The 20,434-nt window shown below is 40.4% G+C and carries 22 protein-coding genes; 21 read left to right on the top strand and 1 reads right to left on the bottom strand.

The window, feature by feature from the left end; all coding sequences use genetic code 11:
- The first annotated feature begins 173 nt into the window (after nt 1-173).
- The 17 genes from NFS43_RS09340 (at nt 174) to NFS43_RS09260 (ending at nt 16,516) form a co-directional block, all read left to right on the top strand.
- Nucleotides 174-1,391, top strand: a complete 1,218-nt coding sequence (locus NFS43_RS09340) for an MFS transporter (RefSeq protein ID WP_251551390.1) — start codon at nt 174-176, stop codon at nt 1,389-1,391.
- Nucleotides 1,392-1,595: 204 nt separating this feature from the next.
- Nucleotides 1,596-3,683 carry a peptidoglycan D,D-transpeptidase FtsI family protein gene (locus tag NFS43_RS09335; protein WP_251551395.1) on the top strand — a complete coding sequence of 696 codons (2,088 nt, stop codon included), beginning with the start codon at nt 1,596-1,598 and terminating at the stop codon, nt 3,681-3,683.
- A gap of 323 nt (nt 3,684-4,006) precedes the next feature.
- Nucleotides 4,007-4,933: a phosphate ABC transporter substrate-binding protein gene (locus NFS43_RS09330; protein ID WP_251551389.1), complete on the top strand. Its 927-nt coding sequence runs from the start codon at nt 4,007-4,009 to the stop codon at nt 4,931-4,933.
- 90 nt (nt 4,934-5,023) lie between these two features.
- Nucleotides 5,024-5,944 (top strand): phosphate ABC transporter permease subunit PstC, encoded by a 921-nt coding sequence (pstC, locus tag NFS43_RS09325; RefSeq protein ID WP_251551388.1) that lies wholly within the window; start codon nt 5,024-5,026, stop codon nt 5,942-5,944.
- Nucleotides 5,944-6,831: a phosphate ABC transporter permease PstA gene (gene pstA, locus NFS43_RS09320; RefSeq protein ID WP_251551387.1), complete on the top strand. Its 888-nt coding sequence runs from the start codon at nt 5,944-5,946 to the stop codon at nt 6,829-6,831. The genes pstC and pstA overlap by 1 nt, the downstream gene beginning before the upstream one ends.
- Nucleotides 6,832-6,849: 18 nt before the next feature.
- The gene (gene pstB / locus NFS43_RS09315) at nt 6,850-7,668 is read left to right on the top strand and encodes a phosphate ABC transporter ATP-binding protein PstB (RefSeq protein WP_420910313.1); all 819 of its coding nucleotides are present in this window, start codon (nt 6,850-6,852) and stop codon (nt 7,666-7,668) included.
- A 12-nt stretch (nt 7,669-7,680) separates the two neighbouring features.
- The gene (gene pstB / locus NFS43_RS09310) at nt 7,681-8,454 is read left to right on the top strand and encodes a phosphate ABC transporter ATP-binding protein PstB (RefSeq protein WP_251551386.1); all 774 of its coding nucleotides are present in this window, start codon (nt 7,681-7,683) and stop codon (nt 8,452-8,454) included.
- Nucleotides 8,455-8,459: 5 nt separating this feature from the next.
- Nucleotides 8,460-9,119 carry a phosphate signaling complex protein PhoU gene (gene phoU, locus NFS43_RS09305; protein ID WP_251551385.1) on the top strand — a complete coding sequence of 220 codons (660 nt, stop codon included), beginning with the start codon at nt 8,460-8,462 and terminating at the stop codon, nt 9,117-9,119.
- Between the two features lie 249 nt (nt 9,120-9,368).
- The gene (locus NFS43_RS09300) at nt 9,369-9,926 is read left to right on the top strand and encodes a DUF4912 domain-containing protein (RefSeq protein ID WP_251551384.1); all 558 of its coding nucleotides are present in this window, start codon (nt 9,369-9,371) and stop codon (nt 9,924-9,926) included.
- Nucleotides 9,919-11,157 (top strand): glycosyltransferase family 4 protein, encoded by a 1,239-nt coding sequence (locus NFS43_RS09295; protein WP_251551383.1) that lies wholly within the window; start codon nt 9,919-9,921, stop codon nt 11,155-11,157. The genes NFS43_RS09300 and NFS43_RS09295 overlap by 8 nt, the downstream gene beginning before the upstream one ends.
- Before the next feature lie 20 nt (nt 11,158-11,177).
- Nucleotides 11,178-11,810 (top strand): hypothetical protein, encoded by a 633-nt coding sequence (locus NFS43_RS09290; RefSeq protein WP_251551382.1) that lies wholly within the window; start codon nt 11,178-11,180, stop codon nt 11,808-11,810.
- A gap of 56 nt (nt 11,811-11,866) precedes the next feature.
- Complete coding sequence (rpmG, locus tag NFS43_RS09285; RefSeq protein WP_042355049.1) at nt 11,867-12,016, top strand: 50S ribosomal protein L33; 150 nt, start codon at nt 11,867-11,869, stop codon at nt 12,014-12,016.
- Nucleotides 12,017-12,066: 50 nt separating this feature from the next.
- Entirely contained in the window at nt 12,067-12,633 is a 567-nt protein-coding gene (locus tag NFS43_RS09280) for a 5-formyltetrahydrofolate cyclo-ligase (RefSeq protein WP_251551381.1), read from the top strand.
- The gene (locus NFS43_RS09275; protein ID WP_251551380.1) at nt 12,630-13,412 is read left to right on the top strand and encodes a DUF92 domain-containing protein; all 783 of its coding nucleotides are present in this window, start codon (nt 12,630-12,632) and stop codon (nt 13,410-13,412) included. The genes NFS43_RS09280 and NFS43_RS09275 overlap by 4 nt, the downstream gene beginning before the upstream one ends.
- 86 nt (nt 13,413-13,498) lie before the next feature.
- Entirely contained in the window at nt 13,499-14,443 is a 945-nt protein-coding gene (locus NFS43_RS09270; RefSeq protein WP_251551379.1) for an L-lactate dehydrogenase, read from the top strand.
- 125 nt (nt 14,444-14,568) lie between these two features.
- A complete protein-coding gene (locus tag NFS43_RS09265) occupies nt 14,569-14,766 on the top strand; it encodes a hypothetical protein (RefSeq protein WP_251551378.1) in 198 nt (65 codons plus the stop codon).
- A gap of 220 nt (nt 14,767-14,986) precedes the next feature.
- Complete coding sequence (locus NFS43_RS09260; protein WP_251551377.1) at nt 14,987-16,516, top strand: rhomboid family intramembrane serine protease; 1,530 nt, start codon at nt 14,987-14,989, stop codon at nt 16,514-16,516.
- Here the strand turns inward: NFS43_RS09260 and NFS43_RS09255 are convergent.
- A complete protein-coding gene (locus tag NFS43_RS09255) occupies nt 16,479-17,342 on the bottom strand; it encodes a hypothetical protein (protein ID WP_251551376.1) in 864 nt (287 codons plus the stop codon). The two genes, NFS43_RS09260 and NFS43_RS09255, sit on opposite strands and share 38 nt — an antisense overlap.
- Nucleotides 17,343-17,556: 214 nt before the next feature.
- On the opposite strand from NFS43_RS09255, the gene NFS43_RS09250 reads away from it, so the two are divergent.
- From NFS43_RS09250 to NFS43_RS09235, 4 genes are all read left to right on the top strand, one after another.
- Complete coding sequence (locus NFS43_RS09250; RefSeq protein ID WP_251551375.1) at nt 17,557-17,769, top strand: YqgQ family protein; 213 nt, start codon at nt 17,557-17,559, stop codon at nt 17,767-17,769.
- Between the two features lie 9 nt (nt 17,770-17,778).
- Nucleotides 17,779-18,759, top strand: coding sequence for an ROK family glucokinase (locus tag NFS43_RS09245; protein WP_251551374.1), 981 nt, complete (start codon nt 17,779-17,781; stop codon nt 18,757-18,759).
- 111 nt (nt 18,760-18,870) lie between these two features.
- Nucleotides 18,871-20,013, top strand: coding sequence for a YqgU-like beta propeller domain-containing protein (locus tag NFS43_RS09240; RefSeq protein WP_251551373.1), 1,143 nt, complete (start codon nt 18,871-18,873; stop codon nt 20,011-20,013).
- 80 nt (nt 20,014-20,093) lie between these two features.
- The gene (locus NFS43_RS09235) at nt 20,094-20,411 is read left to right on the top strand and encodes an MTH1187 family thiamine-binding protein (RefSeq protein WP_251551372.1); all 318 of its coding nucleotides are present in this window, start codon (nt 20,094-20,096) and stop codon (nt 20,409-20,411) included.
- The last annotated feature ends 23 nt before the right edge of the window (nt 20,412-20,434 follow it).

Raw genomic sequence — 20,434 nt, 5'->3', positions numbered from 1 at the left:
GACAATCAATAAATTTGGTATTTAGATTCTGTGATAATAAAAAATTGCCGAGAAAAATACCCTTTCTCGACAATCTGGCAGCTTAAATCAAGCTGTCTTTTTTCGTATGATAAAAAATGAATAATAACCACTCCCCTGTAAAAGAATAGTCAGTAAGACAAAGGGGAGTTATTATGGGAAAGAAATTAAAGATTCTGGGTAACGTGGAATTAACAAAAGATTTAACGCTATTATTGATTATCGGTGGGTTGTATTCATTAAGCGCAGCCTTATCCAATACGTTTGTTAATATTTATTTATGGAAACAAACGGGTAAGTATTCAGATATTGCCCTTTATAATCTATCCATTGTAGTTCTTCAGCCTTTGACATTTATTTTAGCCGGCCGATGGGCAAAGAAAATTGACCGGGTTATCGTGCTTCGCATAGGGGTTATTTTTTTAACACTTTTTTATGTGGCGGTATTAATATCAGGAACGAAAGCTTCCCAATATTTACTGCTGCTTGGAAGTTTGCTGGGTGTTGGCTACGGTTTTTATTGGCTGGCTTATAATGTGTTAACCTTTGAAATTACCGAACCAGAAACAAGGGATTTTTTTAATGGATTTTTAGGGATTTTATCTTCTTTAGGCGGGATGGTTGGCCCGATTGCTGCCGGATTTATCATCACGAGGTTTGCTAAGTTTACCGGTTATACCATTGTGTTTGGTTTGTCTCTTGCCCTATTTGCAATAGCGGTATTCTTAAGTTTTTCCTTAAAGCCCCGGCCTGCAAAGGGAAGGTATTGTTTCAAACGAATCTTGGAGGAACGTAAACATAATGAAAATTGGCGTCTCGTAACGAATGCCCACTTTTTCCAGGGCCTAAGGGAGGGGACGTTTTTATTTGTCATATCCGTTTTTGTCTATATCTCGACAGGAAGTGAAATGGCTTTAGGGACATATGGTTTGCTGAATTCGGGTATTTCTTTTGTCGCTTACTATTTTGCATCGCGGCTGATTAAAAAAAACTACCGAAAAAAAGCCATTCTTATTGGCGGAGTCCTGCTTTATTTAGCTGTTTTTGTCATTGTCTGGGATGTTAATTATGCCAAACTGCTCATTTATGCTGGATTGATTGCCATTGCTTATCCTTTGCTTCTGGTTCCCTATATTTCAACTACATATGATGTGATTGGTACAGGCTGGAAGGCCTCAGAAATGCGAATTGAATACATTGTTGTTCGTGAAATCTTCTTAAATTTAGGGAGAATTGTCTCCATTCTTGCATTTATCGCATCCATCACATTATTTAATGAAGAGAAAAGCCTTCCCATTTTGCTTCTCTTGCTTGGTGCGGGCCACACCATCATTTACATGTTTATGAAAAAAGTACAATTGCCTGCCACATAAAATCGATGAGCTTTTGAAAGCTCATCGGTTTTTAATAATGAAATACGCTTCCGCTTTTCTTGTAAAAATGGTAAGTGTTCCTCGTAGAAATCTATGGCTTAATCATATACAATAAGGAAGGTATGTAAGCCCTGAAATTGGAGGTGCACTTTAATCTTGAATAAAAAGAAAAAGCAGAAATCTAAGGTTCCGTTTCGTTTAAATATGTTATTTTTTGCAGTATTCTTACTTTTCTCCATCCTCGTGCTCCGGCTAGGAGAATTACAGATCGTTTTTGGTGATGATTTTAAGCGGGAGATTGAACGGACAGAAGATGTTACGGTAAGCAATCCCGTGCCGAGAGGCAGAATGCTCGATAGAACCGGCAGGGTTATTGTCGATAATACACCGTTAAATGCGATTACTTATACGAAGTACTCAGACACAACAACAGAGGAAATGCTGAAAACAGCAGAAAAGTTAGCAAAACTAATTGACCTGGATTCTTCTAAGGTTACCGAACGGGATAAAAAGGATTTCTGGATTTTAATTCATCCAGAGAAAGCAAAGAAAAAAATTACCGAAAATGAGTGGGACTTATTTGAACAAAAGAAGCTGGATGATGATAAAATCTATGATCTTCAGCTTGATAGAATTACAGAAGAAGATTTAAATAGTCTTACTCCGCAAGAATTAGAGGTTTGTGCCATTTGGCGGGAAATGAACAGCGGCTACGCCCTGTCTCCGCAAATTGTGAAAAATAAGGACGTGACCCCTGAAGAATTTGCCGCAGTGAGTGAGAATTTGGAGAGCCTTCCAGGTGTGGATACTACTACAGACTGGGATCGCAGTTATGTTTTCGGTGATACCCTGAGGTCCATTTTAGGTGAAGTGTCTTCATCTGCATCAGGCCTTCCAAAGGATCAATTAGAAACGTATCTGGCAAAAGGATACAGCCGGAATGACCGTGTGGGAAAAAGTTATCTTGAACTAAAATATGAAGATGTCCTGCATGGGGAAAAGGCAAAAGTCAAGAATGTGACGGATAAAACAGGGAAGGTATTATCAACGGAGGTAATATCAGAAGGCCAGCGAGGAAAAGACTTAGTTTTGACCATTGATATGGATCTTCAGGCCCAGGTGGACAAAATTATTGAAGAAGAAATGTGGAAGGCTAAGCAAAGTCCAAACACTGGTCTAATGGATCGCGCATTTGTTGTCTTAATGGACCCTAATACGGGTGAAGTTTTAGCAATGTCCGGAAAGCAGATTGTGAAAAATAGTGAGACGGGCAAACAGGAAATGCGCGATTATGCCCAAGGAAATATTACAACATCTTATAATGTAGGTTCAGCTGTCAAAGGAGCGACCATTTTAACTGGTTATAAAACAGGAGCTATCCAGCCTGGTTCAACCCAAAAGGATGAACCATTGGTCATAAAAAATACGCCAGTTAAAAAGTCCTGGAAAACGTTCGGAACCATCAATGATTTAAGAGCGCTGCAGGTTTCTTCTAACGTTTATATGTGGAAGACGGTTATTGCGATGGCACATGGACAATATATTCCAAACGGCCCGCTTGTGTTGGATACAGATACCGCTTTTGATACCATGCGGAAAACGTTTAGCGAGTTTGGCTTAGGCATTAGGACAGGAATTGACCTTCCTAATGAAATGAGTGGTTTTCCAGGTTCTGAGGAAAAACCGGGGTTACTTCTGGACCTTGCCATCGGCCAGTATGACACCTATACACCGATTCAGCTCGCACAATATGTTTCCACTATCGCCAATGGAGGGAATCGCATTCAGCCGCATTTGGTTAAGCAAATTCGTGAGCCAAGTACGGATAATAATGAGCTTGGACCGATTGTGAAGGAAATCCAGCCAAAGGTGTTAAATCATCTAGATATGAAGGATGAATGGATCAATCGTGTTAAAGAAGGATTTCGGATGGTCTTTCAAGTTGGCGACGGTACAGGAGTCAGCTATTGGAAAAGTGCCCCATATAATCCTGCAGGAAAAACGGGAACCGCAGAAGCTTTTTATGACGGATCTGATAAATCAAAACGAGGTACAGAAGTTTGGAACATAAGTCTGGTAAGCTTTGCACCATTCGATAATCCAGAGGTTGCTATGGCTGTTGTTGTCCCATGGGCTTATCAGGGCAGCGGACCAAGCATTAACCATACAATTGGCCGACGAATAATGGATGCATATTTTGACTTAAAAAATGCACGCCAAAATGCCCCGTCAACTGCAGATCCAGTTGTGGATCAAAATGCAGAAGGTACGACAGTAGAAACTACCGAATAGAACAGGCAATAATAATGGACACTTGTCTCATAAGGAGGCAGGTGTCTTTTTTTATGAGATAGTATAAAAGTTTTAGACTTTGAGAATGGTCTTGCTCCAGGCCCTACAGCGCTGACAAGGGCGCTTGAGCTTTTCTTATAGATTAATAATTTTTTGGAATTTGTATCTAAAATGTCTGATTGACCTTATTTACATATTCTTCACGCAACTTTACAATTCCTTTACACTTGGTTAAAACTCGATTAACACTTATGCATTATTCTTAAACATGTAAGGCAGAGCAAATATATTAACCACCAAAATTCTTAGGGGGAATTACAGGAATGAAAAGCTTGAAGAAATTTAGCCTATTTGCACTATTAGCTGCTTTAATGGTATTTGCAGCTGCATGTGGAGGCGGAGCATCTAAAGATGATACAAATGGATCAGACAATGCTGAGCCAAAGACTGAAGAAAAAGAAGAACTTTCAGGTTCATTAGTTATATCTGGTTCATCTGCAATGCAGCCATTAGTTGCAGCAGCAGCTGAAGAATTCATGGCAGAAAATCCAAAGGTTGATATTCAAGTTAACGCTGGCGGATCTGGTACAGGCTTATCACAAGTGGCTGAAGGCTCCGTACAAATTGGTAACTCAGATGTTTTTGCTGAAGAAAAAGAAGGTATTCCAGCTGACGAACTTGTTGACCATAAAGTTGCAGTAGTTGGTATGACTGCAGCTGTTAACCCTAAGGCTGGCATTAAAGATATTAGTCAAGAAGATTTAATCAAGGTATTTACTGGTAAAATTACAAACTGGAAAGAACTTGGCGGAGCTGACCAAAAAATCGTTCTTGTGAACCGTCCAGACTCTTCTGGTACTCGTGCAGTATTTAATAAGTTTGCTCTTGATGGCGCTACTCCAGCTGAAGGAATCACTGAAGATTCTTCAAATACAGTTAAAAAGATAATCTCTGAAACTGACGGTGCAGTCGGTTACCTAGCATTCTCTTACTTCACTGATGATACTGTAACTCCACTGTCAATTGATGGCGTTGAAGCTACAGATGAGAATGTGCAAACTGGTAAATTCCCAGTTTGGGCATACGAGCATTCCTATACTAAGGGTGAGCCAGATGGCTTAGCCAAAGCGTTCCTAGATTACTTAATGACAGATGATATCCAAAATAACCTATTAAAAGAGCAAGGTTATCTGCCTGTAACAAAAATGAAAGTAGAACGCGATGCTGAAGGAAATCAAAAGGATATCTAATGGATTAACTAAATGATAGTTAATTTTCCGGGGTAGATGCTTTAATGCATTTGCCCCGTTACGACGTATTTTAGAGGAGTTTGGATTATTATGGAAAAGCTTCTTCCTGCAAGAGACAGATTGCTGAAGTCAAATAAAAGCCGGCTGGACGGAGAATGGCGCGGGAAAATAATCGTAATTGTATGTGCGATTATCATGATATCGGCAACGATTGCCATTACCATTTTTCTGGGGACAAAAGGCCTGCAATCCTTTATTAAAAACGGGATCAGCATTATAGAGTTTTTAACCAGCACTAAATGGAATCCAACAGATCCAGCAAACCCAGCCTATGGTGTTCTCCCATTTATTTTTGGGTCCTTTGCTGTTACGCTTTTATCTGCGCTAGTTGCAGCTCCATTAGGAATTGGCGGTGCTATCTTTATGACCGAGATCGCTCCTTCCTGGGGCAGAAAAATCCTGCAGCCTGTTGTAGAACTGCTAGTCGGTATCCCATCAGTCGTTTATGGATTTATCGGTCTGACGGTTTTAGTTCCATTTATCAGGGAGAACGTCGGTGGTCTGGGCTTTAGTTTGCTTTCCGGAACCATTGTCCTTTCCATTATGATATTACCAACGATTACAACCATTGCGACCGATGCAATCAGTTCACTGCCGAATCATTTGCGGGAAGGTTCTTATGCTTTAGGGGCAACGAGGTGGCAGACAATCCGAAGGGTATTAATCCCTGCTGCATTGCCATCACTCTTGACTGCCATCATCCTTGGCATGGCGCGTGCATTTGGCGAAGCCCTGGCCGTCCAAATGGTTATTGGAAATGTAAGGGATCTGCCAACAAGTATCCTAGACGCCTCTGCAACATTAACAACAATCATTACACTAAACATGGGTCATACCACTTATGGCAGCGTGGAGAATAACACACTGTGGTCAATGGGTCTTATCTTATTAATCATGTCCTTCGCGTTCATTCTCCTCATTCGTTATCTTTCATCAAGGAGGAGATTATAATGAATAGTAAAACTGCTGATCGGATTGCAACAGGTGTCTTTATTGCTATTGCTTTGATTATCGTTGCGGTTTTAGCTGGATTATTTTCCTATATTTTTATAAATGGGTTTAAAAATATTTCTTTAGAATTTTTAACAACTCCATCTAGTAATGTGCGTGCAGGCGGGGGAATCCGTGATCAATTATTCAATTCGTTTTATATTTTGTTTATTACCATGCTGATTACTGTTCCAATTGGAATAGGCGGCGGAGTTTATATGGCTGAGTATGCAAAACCCGGTAAAATTACAGATCTTATCCGTACATGTATTGAGGTACTGTCATCCTTGCCTTCCATAGTTATCGGCATGTTTGGCTTATTGGTGTTCGTTAATACAACTGGCTGGGGGTATACGATTTTAGGAGGGGCCTTGGCTTTAACCATTTTTAACCTTCCAACAATGGTGCGTACAACGGAGGATGCAATCCGTGCCGTACCGCGTGATTTAAAAGAGGCAAGTCTGGCATTGGGCATTACTCATTGGCATACGATTAAAACCGTTATTTTACCGACTGCCTTTCCATCGATTCTGACTGGAGGCATTCTGGCCGCTGGACGGGTATTTGGAGAAGCAGCAGCTTTATTATTTACAGCAGGCCTTTCAACACCTAGGCTGGATTATACAAACTGGAATCCTTTTTCAGACCAATCACCATTGAATATTTTCCGCCCTGCCGAGACGCTGGCGGTTCATATATGGTCAGTAAATACGCAAGGTTTGATCCCTGATGTAGACGAAGTTTCAAGCGGCGCTTCGGCCGTTTTAGTTATTTCCGTATTGATATTTAATTTAGGAGCCCGTTGGATTGGAAGCAGGATTCATAAGCGGATAACAGCAACTAAATAAAAAGGTGGGAGTCGAATCGTGACAGCCGTAAAGGAGAAAAGAACTGTGGATGTACCTGTTCCTAGTGATGGTGAGTTCCAGTCTGAAAACATTCTAACAGTAAAGAATTTAGAGATATATTATGGGGAGAAGCGTGCCGTAAATGGAATTTCAATGGATATTGAAAAAAACTCGGTAACTGCCTTAATTGGCCCATCTGGATGCGGGAAGTCCACCTTTTTACGAAGCATTAACCGGATGAATGATTTGATTCCCGGAGCCCGTGCAGCAGGAGAGATTCTTTATGAAGATCTTAATATTTTGTCGGAGAATATTAACGTAACCGCATTGCGAAAAGAAATCGGCATGGTATTTCAGAAGCCAAATCCATTTCCTAAATCCATTTACGATAATATTACCCATGCCCTTAAATTTGCCGGAATTCGAAAGAAGAGTATGTTGGATGAGATGGTCGAAGAAAGTTTAAGAAAAGCTGCTTTATGGGATGAAGTGAAGGATAGACTTGATAGGTCAGCACTTTCGCTTTCTGGCGGTCAGCAGCAGCGGCTTTGTATTGCCAGGACCATTGCCATGAAACCAACGGTTATTCTGCTGGACGAACCCTCTTCAGCCCTTGATCCGATTTCAAACGCGAAGGTTGAAGATTTGATTGTTGACTTAAAAAAGGACTATTCCATAGTCATTGTAACCCATAATATGCAGCAGGCTTCCCGGATTTCTGATAAAACGGCTTTCTTCTTAAGCGGGGACTTAGTCGAATATGACAAGACTGAAAAAATCTTTACAAATCCATCTGTTACAAAAACAGAGGAATACATTTCCGGCAGGTTTGGATAAGGGGGAGAACATATGTCTATACAAACCTTAACAAGAGATATCTTCGATGTGAAAGAGCTTAATCTATGGTATGGTGACCATCATGCCTTAAAGGATATTAACTTTCCGATTCAAAAGAAAGAAGTAACGGCCATGATTGGCCCTTCAGGATGCGGGAAGTCCACATTTTTAAAGACCCTTAACCTGATGAATAAAATGATTCCGAATGTAAAAATAACCGGTGAAGTGAATTTTGATGGGCAAAACATTTTAAATCCCAAAACTGATTTAGTAGAATTGCGTAAACATGTCGGCATGGTTTTCCAAAAGGGAAATCCATTCCCGCAATCGATTTACGATAATGTAGCCTACGGGCCAAGAATTCACGGCATCAAGAAGAAAAAGCATTTAGATGAAATCGTCACAAAGTCCCTAATGGATGTGGCGCTCTGGGATGAAGTGAAGGATCGTTTAAATGCCCCAGCACTCGGATTATCAGGCGGCCAGCAGCAGCGGCTTTGTATTGCAAGAGCTCTTGCAACAAAACCTGATGTGCTGTTGATGGATGAGCCCACCTCTGCTCTTGACCCGATTTCAACCTTAAAAATTGAGGAATTAATCTTTGAATTAAAAGAAAAATATACCATTGTGATCGTGACACACAATATGCAGCAGGCAGCAAGAGTTTCTGATAAAACAGCATTCTTTTTAATGGGAGAACTGATTGAATTCGACGAAACCGCAAAGATTTTCTCCATGCCAAAGAATTCAAGAACTGAGGACTATATTACAGGAAGATTTGGGTGATGTTCATGAATACTAGATCCAATTTTGATCAAAGTTTAAAGGAATTAAAATCTCTGCAATTAAAAATGGCGGACGAAGCGCAAACCGCCATCAAAAATGCGATGCGGGCACTGTTGAATCAAGATCTCGGACTCGCTAAAAAAATCATTGATGGCGATAATGTCATTGATGACCTTGAATATGAAATTCATGAAAAAGCGTTAATGCTAATTGCCCGGCAATCACCAGTTGCCAAAGATTTACGGAGACTTCATGTAGCGTTAAGTGCTTCTTCCGAAGTGGAGCGGTTGGGGGATATTGCTGTTAACATTGCAAAATCTGCCGTTCATATTGGTAATGAAAAACATGTTAAAGAGCTGATCGATATCCCAAATATGATGGAAATGGCATTAGAGATGGTTACGGAGTCCATTACTTCATTTTATTCCGAAGATATTGAACTTGCAAAAAAATGTGCTGCAAAGGATGACCAGGTGGATCAGATGTTCGGAAACTTAGTTAAAGAACTTCTGACCTACATACCTCAGAACCCTGATTTTACAAATCAAATTATCCAGTTAGCCTTTGTTTGCCGCTATATCGAAAGAATCGCTGATCACTCAACAAATATTGCAGAGAATGTGGTTTATCTTGAAACAGGAAAACGATACAATCTCAATGATTAAATAATGGAACAAATGTAGGATGGGACACTTGAGTGCTCATCTTTTTTTGTCGAAAATACATGCCGGTTCATATGGCAAAGGCTCCCCCAAAAAAATTTTCCCATTTAAAAAACTTATCAACACTAGTGAGAGCAAAAACCGACAAATTGCGTTTATTGTCTGTTTTTCCTTCTAGTGTTACGATTAACTTATCTTCACAGAATATTTGGGCTTTTTATCTATATAATGATAGGTTAAGGTTGAAGAACTATGATGAAGCTTAATAAAATCAACGAATTGGCACAACTGAAAAAGAAAGAGGAACCCTCCGTCTATTCGCTGCCGCCTCACTTTGAACCTCCGATAAATGAAATAAAAATGAGGCTGGTTTCTCCTGATAAAATCGCATTATTCTGGGATACAACAGATCTGCCAAAAAAAATAATCCAATCGTTTTTTTGTCTCCGGTTTGACGACTTAATTACCGTTATCAGAATATATGACGTTACTGATATTAATTTTAATGGAAACAATGCTCATCACTTCTATGAATTAGCCATCCCCTATCAGAATGGCTGCTGGTTGATTAAGGGATTGTCCGGAAATCGCTGGTATTTGTCGGAAATAGGGGTGTACCTGAATGAAAAGCAGTTTTTCCCATTTTTTCGCTCCGGCAGCATTCAGCTGCCAAATAACCAGCATCTGAATGCCTATGATTCCAATCATGAATTGCCGCAAGTTAAGCAGGCTAATCAGGGTGGCCCTAACTGGCGTGATTATGTCAGTACCTATAGTTATTATCGGAACCGGGAGGGCAATCATGACTGATGTTCTTCAAAAGGGTATCACTCCCTCAGGGTTAAAGATACTAATGCTTTGTTGGGAATATCCTCCAAATGTAGTCGGCGGATTATCCAGACATGTCTTTGGTTTATCGGTTCATCTCGCCAAAGCCGGTCATCAAGTTCATGTAATTACTGCAAGTATTGAGGGTCTAACGCCATTTGAAATCATTGATGGAGTGCATGTTCACCGCGTAAAGCCCGTCAATGGCGATGATGGGGATTTTCTGGCATGGATTGCCGGGCTAAATTTGGCAATGGCCTTTATGGGAGATAAATTGAACGGAGGAATGAAGTTTGATTTGATTCATGCCCATGATTGGCTTGTCGGGGCAGCAGCGATTGTTTTAAAGGACTCATTAGGTGTTCCCGTCTTATCAACCATACATGCCACCGAGCATGGCAGAAATAATGGCATCCATACAGAATTTCAGCGGTTTATACATGAAAGAGAGCAGCAGCTAATTTCAGAATCCCAGCATTTGATCGTCTGCAGTGATTATATGAAGCAGTCCTTAACCACTGTTTTTTCAGTGACTCCGAACAAACTTTCAGTCATTCCAAATGGAGTTGGCACTTCTACTTCTGTACAGGTAATGGTGGAGGAAATCTTTCCTTCATTAAGTCAGCGTAAATATATTTTTTCAATTGGCAGAATGGTCAAAGAAAAAGGATTCGAAACGATTATGGAGGCGGCAGCAATCGCCAAACAGAGGAAGCTGGATTATTTTTTTGTTATTGCCGGCAAGGGGCCAATGCTGCTTGAATATAAGAAACAGGTTGAACAGCAGGGCTTAACCGATTTTGTAGAATTCATTGGCTTTGTAACGGACGTACAAAGAAATTCCCTTATAGCTGGCTGTGAAATGGCTGTCTTTCCTAGTCTTTATGAGCCCTTTGGCATTGTCGCCCTTGAAACGATGATTTTTGGGAAACCGACGATCGTTTCTAATACAGGAGGGTTAAAGGGAATTGTGAAACATCTGAAAACAGGCTTGCTGATGAATCCAGGAAATGCCGAAAGCCTGTTAAATCAAGCTGCCTATTTGATGGAGAACCCAAAAATATCGAAAGAAATAGGTTCTAGGGGCAGACAGATAGCGTTGAGTTTATATGGCTGGAAGAGAATTGCTAATGAAACTGGGAAATTAATGGAGGACATTGTATTAGGCATGCAGGTACATGGGGATGAGGAAACCTTTACAATGAAATCTTAATAAAAATTGGGGTAATGAAGATGAAATTAATCAAACCGCAAAAACCGAGTGAGACTGTCAAGCGCCGATATTCAGCGGAACACCTTCAATTTGTGCCTGGAATATGGGTGAATGAGAAGTACTATTGGCTTTATAACAGTACCGAAAAAGTGATTTATGATGAGTCATTAATTGTGAGAGTGAAACAGGAGCATATTCATTCGAAAATTCGTTTTTCAAAAATAATCGTCAGTAATCACAGTCATCAAGAAAAAGATATCAAGCTCATGGCCATGCATTATTTTCCATCTATTGACCAAGACCACTTGACCTTTGTTTCCCCGGCAGATAATCGCATTTTTCATCTAAATGGTGAGGAAGTATTTTTAGTTAACGGTAAAACGGCTGATAGCGGAATCCACCAATACACGACAATCCCAATTTGGAAGGCTTTTACCAGCCACATATGGAATTCACCGCAAAATGGGGCATTAAAGTATCAGCCGATGGCTAAAGGGCCGGCAGCGAGTATTTTTGCCATGGATCTGAAGGTGGAACAGCATGGATCCATTAAAGCCAATACATGGACGATTACTGGAGCAGGGAGAAATGAAGTAATTTCTATGGAGCAAGCTCTTTTAAAAAACAGACTAGCATTTCCCTTTGAAAAATGATATTATAGAAAAGTCGTATGGACTTTACTAGCTTAATCGTTTGGAGGGAAATGAACATGCGTGTAAATATTACGTTAGCTTGCACTGAGTGTGGAGACCGTAACTATATTTCTACAAAAAATAAACGTAACAACCCAGATCGTCTTGAGCTTAAAAAATATTGCCCAAGAGAAAAGCGTACAACTGTACACCGTGAAACAAAATAAGCAGCAGGGCTTCCTGCTGTTTTTTTTATATGAAAAAAGGAGGGAGAGCCATGTCGGATAAAATCTCTATTCGAGCTGGGATGAAACAGGCCCTTTCTAAACTGAGTAAACCGATTTACGAGGATTATTCATATAAGATTGCCTGCAGACTTTATCAGGAAAAAGTGTGGAATGAAGCACAAGTCATAGGCATCACTGTTTCAAAGCCGCCTGAACCTGATACATACCAAATTATCCGCAAAGCATGGGAAGCAGGGAAACAAGTGGCTGTCCCAAAATGCCATTCCCGTGACAAGCAGTTAACTTTTCGGACTCTAACTGAATTTTCTCAGCTTGAATCTGTTTTTTTTGGATTATATGAACCGAGGGAGGAAATGACTAACGAAGTAATTGCGGATCGGTTGGATTTAGTTATCGTGCCGGGATTAGCCTTTTCAACGGACGGCTTCCGTATTGGCTTTGGCGGCGGATATTATGACCGTTTTTTAAGCCGTTATTCAGGAAATACGCTATCGCTGGCATTTAATGAACAAATCATGGATGAGCTTCCTGCTGAAGACCATGACATCCCTGTTCAATGCATTATTACTCCTGATAGGATTTTGAAAATTAGATGAACCAAACCGTTTTTTTCATCGTCGTTATTGTGTTAGGCGGCTTAGCTGGTTATCATTTTAAATTTTTAGATAAATCCGGGGCCATTGCAGCCATGGCGGTTGGAATTTCTATTTTAATCGGGATTGGCCTCAGAGGCTTATTGCTGCTGGGTATATTTTTCACTACCTCTAGTTATTGGTCTATTTATAAAAAATCGGCAAAGCACCGTATGGAAGAAAAATTGGCTAAGGGCTCAACAAGAGATTGGCGCCAAGTTGCAGCGAATGGAGGAGCAGCCAGCCTTTATAGTATCCTATACTATTTTGATCATAACCCAGTCTGGTTTATCGGCTTTGCCGTTAGTCTTGCCAGTGCCAATTCTGATACATGGGCATCCGAAATAGGCAGTTTAAGTAAAAGAGAACCAATTTTTATTAAAACGATGAAACCGGTTGAAAGAGGGACATCTGGTGCGGTCAGTTTATTGGGAAGTATTGCAGCACTGGCAGGCTCCCTGTTAATTGCCTTCATTAGTTATTGGCTGTTTAGTCTAACCTTTTTCGTTAGTCTGGCTATTTTTATTTTTGGATACATAGGGAATGTCATTGATACTTTGATTGGTGCTTTTTATCAACAAACTTACCACTGTCGGATTTGTGGTCTCACGACAGAGAAAAGGGTTCACTGCAGTCAGCCTACGGACAAAATAAAAGGCATTTCATTGGTGGACAATGATATGGTGAATTTTTTATCAAGTTTGCTGGCCTCCATGGCGGCAATTGGATTCTTTTTATTATAATAGGCAAAGGGTTCATCCAAATGGCAGATGACCATTTGGCTATCAAAATTTTTTTGTTTAATACAATCTTTTTCGGAGGGATGGCTATGTTACATCGGGTAAATCGAGTAGCGCTTATAGGCACAGGATTTGTTGGTTCAAGCTATGCGTTTGCTATGCTGAATCAAGGAATAACAGAAGAACTTGTCTTAATAGACTTAAATAAAGAAAAAGCTGAAGGGGATGCCATGGATTTAAATCATGGTCTTCCTTTTGCTCCGTCACGCACAAAAATTTGGTTTGGCAGTTATGAGGATTGTGGGAAAGCCGATATTGTGGTCATCACTGCGGGGGCCAATCAAAAACCTGGTGAAACCCGTTTGGACCTTGTTGAAAAAAATACGAAAATTTTTAAGAGTATTGTTGATGGAATACTAGCAAGCGGATTTGATGGGATTTTCTTGGTGGCAACCAATCCAGTTGACATTTTGACCTATGCTGTTCGAAAATTCTCTGGTTTTCCAAAAGAGAGGGTCATTGGCTCTGGAACCATTTTGGATACCGCACGTTTTCGGTTTTTGCTGGGGGATTATTTTGATGTAGATACCCGAAATGTTCATGCTTATATCATTGGCGAACATGGTGATACAGAACTCCCTGTTTGGAGCCATGCCGATATTGCTGGTATGGAGATAGAAAAATGGAAGAAAACGCACGGAACCAGCCAGAAAGATTTAGATCAAATGTTTGAGAATGTCCGAGATGCAGCCTACCATATCATCGAGCGCAAAGGGGCTACCTATTATGGGATTGCCATGGGGCTGGTGAGGCTGACAAAAGCCATTTTGCAAAATGAAAACTCTGTACTGACCGTTTCCGCCTATTTGGATGGGGAATATGGACAGAATGATATTTATATTGGCGTGCCGGCTATTGTAAATCGAAAGGGAATTAGAGAGATTGTAGAACTGGAATTAAATGAAACTGAGAAACAAAAGTTCGAGCATTCTGTCAACGTCTTAAAGAAAACAATGGAATCTGTTTTTAAATAATCCTGACCTCAAATAACGGCTGTTTCAATTTGGTGCCTGCCGGAAGGTATGTATTGAAGCAGCAGTTATTTTTTATGGATAAAATTTGCGTGTATTTCAAAGGATAATCAATAGGAGGGATTTACATGTCACGCATTTTATCCACTATTTTGATGATTGTCTCATTAGGGTTTATTGTTTACAAGTACCGTTACCGGATCATTAACATTCTCCTTGGCTTAAGCTGGATACGCCGGCTGGCGGTCGGTTCAATGATGCGTTTGCCGGGTGTAAAACAAAAATTAATGGGATCTGCATTTGGAGGAGGACCATCTGAATGGTGAATGCCGCAGATGGTTTTTTTTTTTTTGAAATCGTTACTACTATTTTTTAAATGTTTAGTCATTAATTTTCTATGGCATTTCATATAATCCTATCTCCCGTTTTCGATTATAATGAAGGTATGGCAAACGAATAAGATGATGTTAAGCAAAAAATAATACATACTGTTTAATGGAAAGTAGGGGAGAAATGAGCAATAGAGAGAGTTATGTTTTCTGGAGGATGGCGAATGCTTTAATAACTGAACATGGGTATCGAATCATTCAACTATTCGAAAACCAAAGGGAACTTTGGCTTGAAAAAATGGAAAACAGGAATGCCCCAGTAATTAGAATGTTACTCGAAAACATGGACTGGGGAAATGCGATGCAGCGTGATATAGAATTTACTGCCGCTAATGGGGAAAGCGTGCGCAAGCAGCTTGGCCGAAATAAGTTAGATGTAATAAATATATATATTAGTGAGTTTCCCCCGGTTGATGATTATAAGTTTCGTCTCGAGAATCCATTTGTTTTTCCGGACAAAAATAAAACAACGGTCCATTCTTTTCTTTTTGCAAGGGGCATAAGTGAAACAGCTTTTCAGCTGCTTTCAACCCGGCTTGGAAAAGATCTTCAATTTTCTATTGCTGATGATTATTCAGAGCAGGAGATTCATCTGCAGAAAAAGGCTGCTGTGGATTATGCGATTAATCAGGTAAAACAAGACCGGGCCATTTTGCAGAATAGTAAACCTTTGTTTACCTATGTGTTTATCATTATTCAAATAGCCGCTTTTTTATGGCTGGAGCTAAATGGCGGCAGCACCAACACATCCACCCTTATTAAATACGGCGCAAAAGTCAATCAGCTAATTGATCAAGGAGAATGGTGGAGGTTTATCACACCTGTCTTTCTTCATATAGGCCTTTTGCATTTGGTCATGAATACGATTTCCTTATATTTTTTAGGAACATTGGTCGAACGTATATATGGCAGGTTCAGATTTCTGCTGATTTATTTGATTGCCGGATTTGCAGGAGTAATAGCCAGCTTTATTTTTAGTCCGAACCTTTCAGCAGGAGCGAGTGGCGCCATATTTGGCTGCTTCGGGGCCCTGCTGTATTTTGGCGCCGCAAATCGCAAACTATTTCTCCGTACCATGGGTTTAAATGTCATTATTATTCTGATTATTAATCTTGTTTTTGGATTCACTACATCAGGCATTGATAATGCTGGCCATTTGGGAGGATTAGCCGGAGGGTTCTTGGCTGCCGGAATCACCCATTTTCCTAAAAAAAGAAGCGTTTTGCGCCAGTTAGGCTTTTTGATTTTAACAGGAGGCATTGTTTGGGCCTCGCTATCCTATGCGTTTAGTGGATCGGGGCATTCTCAAGATGAGAGTACTGTTTTGGTTTTAGCCCAAGACTATCTGAAGCAAAATAATTATCAAAAAGCGTATGAATTGCTCAGCAGATTTGAAGGCACTTCAGAATCTCCTACAGAAAGAACTTATTTTCTGTTGTCGTATGTTGAAATAAAGCAGGGTAAACTAGATGATGCCAAATTACATCTTCAACAGGCAATTAAACTAGATTCAGGTTTCCATGAAGCCTATTTTAATCTGGCGCTTGTTAATCTTGAGCAAAATGATTTAGAACAGGCAAAAATAAACGCTCAAAAAGCCGCTGACCTAGAACCGGACCAAGAGGAATATTCTGCATTGGTCCAAGAAATCAATGGGCGGCTTCAATCATCTGGCGAAGAAGAATAGGGCTGCCGTCCTTTGTCTCTGTCAGAACTAATAAATGAGTTTGATTTTTAGCTAAAAGAATGAGCGGGATGGTGCTGCCTTCAGGAGAGACGGTAGTGCCATCCTGTTTTTTTATGCCGTTAATATAATTTTTATAGATGCCTTCCCAAAGCTGCCCTATGATTTTGTCCGAGGCAGCTTTTGAAAAACCAGGGAGACCGGTTTTGGCACGATTATTGAAAATGGGCAGCGGATAGGCCTGGTATTCACTAAGTGGAACGGAAAAATGCCTCACCCCTCTATTCCAGCTGTAATAGAGCATCCGCTCTGTTTGTTCATCCAATTTCTGTTTCCATTCCCGCTCTGAATTTGTTTTTGGTGATCGAAATGAAAAAACAGAGTTCGGAGGCTGAGAAATAATATACAAAGAGTCTTCCGACATCGCCTGCGAGCTGAAAATTTCGCTGTTCCCCTCATGGAGCTCGGCATGATGAAAGGTGATTGCTTGAAGCAAGCCGGTTTGCCTTGGAAGACTTTTTTCTTGCGCAAGTGAAGCCGTATTTTGCTTCCACTCCCCAAGTTTTTCAATCAGCCGGCCATTCAAAAATAACAAGCCGGCATCTTGGCGCAAATATGCCTTTCGGTCCAAAGTAGAGCTGATTTTCCAAGAAATGGATTTAGGATCCTCCAGTGAAAGCGAGGTCTTAACCGTCTTAAAGGAGACGTTTGGTTCGATTGGAAAAAAAGTAATACTTTCTATAGCCTTTGGGGCACTAAGAAAGTGAAATATAATATAGGCTGCTATGGCAATCATACCTAATCCTGCCGCATAATATGTGTTTTTCAAGAAAGCATTCATCCCTCCGCATTTTTTTGGACAGTAAAGATTGTCCTACTATTGTTATATGGGATTAGAATGCATGAAATGCCTAAAACAAATGGGGGGATCTGGGAAATTTTAATCCGCGGGGATGACAAGATTGCCTTGAGGACTCATTTGCCATAGGGTATACTTTGATTGTAGATTATGCTCTCCATAATAGGTTAAGGTGAAAGAAACTATGAAAACGATTTATGAAATTCAACAATACTTGAAAAGATTTGGATCCATTATTTATATTGGTGACAGAACAGCAGATCTTCAATTAATGGAATTGGAGTTAAGGGATTTGTATCAGTCACAGCTTATTGAAACGAAGGATTATCAAACTGCTTTGTTAATTTTACGGCATGAAATTCAATTAGAAAAAGAGAAAAAGTCTAAGCAAAGTTAGGTGAAGAGAATGGCAAATCAATGGATTGCAGCAATCGACTTGGGTGGGACCACTTCTAAAATTGCCTTTATTTCTCAAGGCGGAGAAATTATTCATAAATGGGAAATTCCTACTGATAACTCAAATGAAGGTGCAAATATAACTGCCAATATAGCAGCATCCATAGATGTAAAGCTAAAAGAAATCGGGGCCACCAAGGAAGATTTACTGGGAATTGGTATGGGCGCACCGGGCCCTGTAGATTATGAAACTGGGGTTATATTAAATGCGGTTAATTTGGGCTGGAAGGATCATTTTCCGTTAAAGCAAAGTTTGGAGGCAGCCAGCTTATTGCCAGCTGCTGTTGAAAATGATGCCAATTGTGCAGCACTAGGTGAAATGTGGATGGGTGCAGGAAAGGGAGCAAGGGATCTGGTTTGTGTCACACTTGGAACAGGTGTGGGAGGTGGGGTTATCGTCGATAGCCGCATCGTCCAAGGCGTAAATGGGGCTGCAGGAGAAATTGGCCACAGTACAGCTGTTCCATTTGGTGGTGCCCCTTGCAATTGCGGTAAAACTGGCTGTCTTGAAACGATTGCTTCTGCGACTGGTATTGTTCGTTTGGCACTGGAGGAAATTAAGAAGGGTGATCTCCAAGGAGAATTAACATCCATGTATGCTAATCAGCAAAAAATTACTGCTAAGGATGTTTTTGATTTGGCGAAGACCGGGGATCCGATTGGACAAAAAGTGTTAAATGAAGTTTCCTTCCATTTAGGATTAATTTTGGCGAATTTAGCGAATACCCTTAATCCGGAGAAAATTGTGCTTGGCGGAGGTGTTTCCAAAGCGGGCAGCATTTTGCTAGACTCTGTTAATGACTATTTTGCAAAATTTGCCTTTCCAGCCGTGAAAAATTCTACTAAACTAGCCTTAGCTACTTTAGGAAATGATGCGGGAGTCATTGGGGCTGCCTGGCTCATTAAAAATAATTTGCCATCCACTATTTAGTGCCTGCTGAAATGCAGGTTTTCTTTTTCGAATAAATGACTGTCTGAATTTTTTAGAAATTGAAACATTACGATAGGATTTAACGTAATATCATGTGAGAGGAGGGGGGAAATGCTTCTTAATCACTGGAGAGATTTTTCAAAAGAATATACTCTGATTTTACTTGTCATGGTGATTACCCTTCTCTTAGGGGCATGTAAAAATCAAAATCCGTCCAAGCTTGCTAATCCGGCTGAAAATGAAATAAATAACCCTCCGGCAGAAGCGTCAGTGGGACAATGGAAACTGCCCATATCTATTCAAGAGGGTGAATTTTATAAAGTTATAGGCTGGACCTCTGACACGGAAGTGGTCTATATAACCAATCAGGGGCAAACTTCTTCCATCTATCGATACAATCTCTTATCAGGGACGAGTGAGCTCATCTATCGAAGTGAATCACCTGTTGTTACAGGGCTCATCAGCCCATCCAAGCAATTTATTTTAATCCATTCTTCCCCTTCCACCTATGAGGGGGTCGTGACAATCATTGATTTAAAAGGAAACCAAAAGCTGACCCAATCAATTCCTTCCCATGAGCTAAGTTTTGAGTGGAATCCTTACAATGAAGCGGAAATACTTGTATCCAAATTCAATGAGGATTGGACATACCAAACTTTCCTGTTGAATGTAAAGCAGGGAACGATGCAGGAGCTGCTGCTGCCTCAGCCGTTTATCAAATGGCAGGATGAAGGAAGGATGGTCTATTTAGATTGGGACAAAGAAGAGCCAGGTTTATTTGCTCCTCTGATCGTAAGAAGCCTTGCTGAAGGATCAGATAAAACATTATTTGAGGCGGTTATCCATTACAACATGTTTGGAAACCGCTTGTTGACCATAACTGTGGACGGCAAAGACCCATCTGAATCTACCTATTCCTTATATAATGAACAGTTTCAGGAAATCTTTTCCTTCTCAATTCCGCAGCTTTCCATGTACTCCGATTGGTTAATCCCGTATTATGACTACAATGGAAACAAGAAACAATTTATGACGCTGCAGCCAGTCACCAGCGGGGAAGCTGATTTCTATACGGATGGGTTTGATATGGTCAGTTACGATGTAAAGAATGGGAATCATCAGTTGATCCTATCCGGCATAGAAAATGAGCCAATTCTGTTTTCTCCATCCGGTGACATGCTGCTTTACGGTCATCAACTTGAAAAGGCAATCGATTTGAAGGAAAAAAAAGTTTACCATTTATTTGGGGAATGATTTCCAATGGTCATTCTTTTTCTTTTGTGCATGACTGTGTTAAAATCACGTTGATGTTTACATAAGTGGAGGTGCAGCAAATGGCGATTGTGGATGTAACCGTGATTCCGATTGGGACGGAAACTCCCAGCGTGAGTAAGTATGTAGCTAGCGTGCAAAAGGTATTGCAGAATTATGAAAGGGATGGGAAAATCCGTTATCAGTTAACTCCTATGAATACGGTCATTGAAGGAGAGTTACCTGTCCTGTTTGAAGTGATTCAAGCGATGCATGAAGTCCCATTTTCTGAAGGAATTCAACGGGTTTCAACGACGATTCGAATCGACGACCGAAGAGATGTGAAGCGGACAATGGAATATAAGGTTGAGAGGGTCCAGCGGCTTTTAGAGGAAGAGTAACAAAAAAAGACTGTCATTTGACA

Origin of the sequence: Neobacillus muris (assembly GCF_943193175.1) — a bacterium.
In the GTDB taxonomy this organism is placed as follows: domain Bacteria; phylum Bacillota; class Bacilli; order Bacillales; family Cytobacillaceae; genus Neobacillus; species Neobacillus muris.
Note: the sequence above shows the minus strand (reverse complement) of the source record. Positions and strands in the feature narration are given on the sequence as shown.